The sequence below is a fragment of the Cupriavidus sp. 05T313 genome (assembly GCF_056396665.1).
This window is the reverse complement of sequence record NZ_JBFTLX010000430.1, coordinates 1-3,149: the sequence shown is the minus strand read 5'-3', so window position 1 is coordinate 3,149 and position 3,149 is coordinate 1. Positions and strand designations below refer to the sequence as shown.

2 protein-coding genes and 1 pseudogene are annotated in these 3,149 nt (G+C 60.6%); all 3 read left to right on the top strand.

What is annotated here, in order from left to right; genetic code table 11:
* Nucleotides 1-686: 686 nt before the first annotated feature.
* A pseudogene (locus AC1DKD_RS40325) lies at nucleotides 687-923 on the top strand (PIN domain-containing protein); the annotation flags it as partial.
* The gene (gene ligD, locus AC1DKD_RS40320) at nucleotides 877-2,040 is read left to right on the top strand and encodes a DNA ligase D (protein WP_441633097.1); all 1,164 of its coding nucleotides are present in this window, start codon (nucleotides 877-879) and stop codon (nucleotides 2,038-2,040) included. The pseudogene AC1DKD_RS40325 and the gene ligD, both read left to right, overlap by 47 nt.
* A gap of 385 nt (nucleotides 2,041-2,425) precedes the next feature.
* A complete protein-coding gene (gene imuA / locus AC1DKD_RS40315) occupies nucleotides 2,426-3,130 on the top strand; it encodes a translesion DNA synthesis-associated protein ImuA (RefSeq protein WP_441633095.1) in 705 nt (234 codons plus the stop codon).
* Nucleotides 3,131-3,149: the final 19 nt, after the last annotated feature.

Here is a 3,149-nt window from a genome sequence, read left to right as displayed (position 1 = left end):
ATGCGGAGAAGCCATAGTGCACGGTAGTCCAGCATCGTACATTATTTCGGAGATTGCAACACGTTCAAACGGTATATCGATGTCCGCACCAATCAATGGATTTAGTAGCGCTATCTGTGACTGGTGCTCCCAGACATGCGCGGCCTCTTTTTCTGATCGAAGACCGTCCCTATGGGCGGGTAATCATGCAGGTCTAGGGCTTCGCAGACCTGCGCTCGAGAGAGCCCTCGACCACCTCGCCAGGCTGGAGATCCCGGCTCTCACGGTGGTCCAGGGCGGCTGCGTCGGCGGAGGACTCGAACGCGAAAGGCCCACGTCATCGGTCACAGCCCAACCATCAGGGGTCTTGATGGTGCAGGCGAATCGATTGCGCCGCCCATTACGCGTCCAAGCTCGAACTGTTCGGCGATACGGGGCCAAACGGCCGTTTATTGGCTCTCACGGGACGCTCTGCGGGTAGAGGCCGGATGCCCGCTTGTCGGGCCAAAGCGGACGATTGCGGATTGCCACGGGTTGCGGTTGATTTGCTGCTTTTGGCGCCAATGAGCGAGCTACCGTTATCGGGCCAGGTTCGATAATTCACCGGAGCAGTGTAGGATTGGGGCTTTTCCGCGGTCCTGCTTGAAGGCGCAAATGGCGTCTACAGAGTTGAATGCGGCGTTGCTCATCGAGCTGCTGCCCTTCATATGACCAAGAAGCTCTTGCTGGTGGACTACGAGAACGTCCACAAGGTTGACCTCTCGCTACTGGACAACAGCTACAGCGCTATCATCTTTGTAGGGGCGAAGCAGAACCCACCCAAGACGGCAAGGAAGTCGTCGACCGCACATAGGTTCCAGCGAGTTGACTTCCACAAGATCGAGGGTAGTGGGAAGAATGCGCTGGACTTCCACATTGCGTTCCAGCTTGGCCGCACGATCGAGACTGCACCGCAAACGGAGTGCTTTCTTCTATCGACGGACAAAAGCTTTGACCCGTTGCTTAGCCGCCCGATGGGTCAGGCCGAAGCTGGTGGCCGAGATCTCGTTCGCCGAGTGGACCAAAGAAGGCCGAATCCGGCATCCCGTCTTCCATGCCTTGCGCGCTGACAAGGCCGCGGGCAACGTGACAAGGGAGCGGCCTGTCGATGTAGAACAGCCCCTGCCTCGGCCAGCGCGCTCAGTCAAGGTATCCAACGCGGAACGTGTGATTGACCCGTCGAGCGGAATGACGAAAGGTGACCTGATCGGTTTCTACGAAGCCATCGCGCCGCACATGCTGCCTCATCTCCGCGGGCGCCCTGTGTCCTTGGTACGCGGGCCAACGGGCATCGACGGCGAGCTGTTCTTTCAGAAGCACGCCGAGACCGTAAAGATCCCGGGGATCAACGTCCTTGATGCCAGCCTATGGGCTGGGCACCCGCCACTCCTGGAGATCTCCAGCCAAACGGCCATAGTCGCCGCAGCGCAACTGAACGTGATCGAGTTCCATACGTGGAATGCGAACAAGCGTGCCATCGACAAGCCGGATCGCGTCATCTTCGATCTGGACCCCGGTGATGGCGTGTCATGGCGGCACATGCTTGACGCCGCCATGCTGACGAAGACTATGCTGGATGAGCTTGGCCTGGTGAGCTTTCTCAAGACCAGTGGTGGCAAAGGCCTGCATGTCGTTGTGCCCATTGCGCCCAGACTGCCGTGGCCCAGGGTCAAGAAGTTCTCACAAGATGTCGTTCTTCATATCGCCCAGACCATTCCGCAGCGCTTCGTTTCTAAGAGCGGGCCGCGCAATCGCGTGGGTAAGATCTACATCGACTACCTGTGCAACGGCCAAGGTGCGACGACGGTGTCCGCATTCTCTGCACGCGCGCGACCAGGTCTCGGGGTTTCGGTGCCGGCATCCTGGGAGGAACTGGAAGAACTGACAGCGGGCGATCATTGGACGATCCAGACCGCCCTGCAGCGTGTGGAAGCCGCCGGCTACGTCGATCCGTGGGCGAAATATGCCGATACTGGAAAGGTGCAACAAATTGGTGCGGCCATCGGCAAGCTGGCTGGCTAGTCAATTGGAGGATTTGTCATGGCAACCCTAGAGGCGTTTCCTGCCGCGGAGCGCGAAGCCTTTACAAGCGCCTGTCGTCGGCACGGGTTCCTGTTCCCCGGTCATGTCGCAGACGTTAAAGTCGGCGGCGATGAGATCGCCTGGTCAGCGTGCTGAGGCCAGAGACAGGCGTATTGATGCAGTATGCGGCAGGGTCTCGGGATTCTTGGTCGACCAAATTCGAGCACGACCTAGCCATCCGGGTCTTTGGAGACGCCCCCGAGTAAAACCTCGACGGTGCCCGCTCAATAAGCGGCTATTGCGACACTTTCAAGCCAAGGAAAGAAATCCGTGACCACTGTATATATATACAGTAAACTGGATTGCAGGGACTCAACCAACAGCCATGCCAACGCCCAATCCAGAATCCATCCATCCTGCTCTATGGAAAGCCTCCCAGCTGGCCCTGGCGAGCGGTCGCACCGTCGCCACCGGCTATCCGGTGCTGGCGGCCGAGCTGCCGGGTGGCGGCTGGCCGACGGCATCGCTGATCGAACTTTTGGTGCACCAACCGGGCGTGGGGGAGTTGCGCCTGCTGCGCCCCGCACTGGCGGAGGTCTGTAAGCGGCCTATCGCTCTGATTCAGCCGCCGCAAACGCCACAGGCACTCGCCTTGGCCAGCTGGGGCGTGCCGTCCGAACGTCTGCTGTGGATTCGCAGCCAGCGCACGGCTGATGCCCTTTGGGCCACCGAGCAATTGCTGCGCGCCGGCACCTGTGGTGCGGTGCTCCTTTGGCAGACCCATATCCGCAATGACGCACTGCGCCGCCTGCACCTGGCCGCACAGAGTGGCGAGGCGCTGTTTTGCCTCATGCGTCCACTGGCCTGTGCACGCGACGCTTCGCCAGCGCCACTGCGCATTGGCGTTGCGCCCGCGGCCGGCGGCGTCGATCTCTCCTTCATCAAGCGGCGCGGCCCGCGGCAGGACCTGCCCGTGCGCGTCCTGCTGGAACCGTCGCCGATCCTGCTTCACCGTCATGTTGCGCCTCTGGATCTGCCTGCACCTCTCGTCCCTGCCACTCGAAGTCTTCCGGCCGAATTGGTCCACTGAGTTGGCTGTGGCGGTGTTG